Here is a 255-nt window from a genome sequence, read left to right as displayed (position 1 = left end):
TTCACTCCCCTCACAGGGGTTCTTTTCGCCTTTCCCTCACGGTACTGGTTCACTATCGGTCAGTCAGGAGTATTTAGCCTTGGAGGATGGTCCCCCCATATTCAGACAGGATGTCACGTGTCCCGCCCTACTCGATTTCACATCAAGGTTGTTTTCGTGTACGGGGCTATCACCCTGTATCGCTGGCCTTTCCAGGACCATTCCACTAACTTCCAAGCTGCTTAAGGGCTAATCCCCGTTCGCTCGCCGCTACTA

General features: G+C 52.9%; 1 rRNA gene. It reads right to left on the bottom strand.

The window, feature by feature from the left end:
• Positions 1–255 (bottom strand): 23S ribosomal RNA (locus MM194_RS21860); the annotation flags it as partial.

Origin of the sequence: Aeromonas sp. MR16, assembly GCF_022549315.1 — a bacterium.
Lineage (GTDB): Bacteria > Pseudomonadota > Gammaproteobacteria > Enterobacterales > Aeromonadaceae > Aeromonas > Aeromonas aquatica.
The sequence above is the reverse complement of the archived record's forward strand: the minus strand, read 5'-3'. Positions and strand labels throughout refer to the sequence as shown.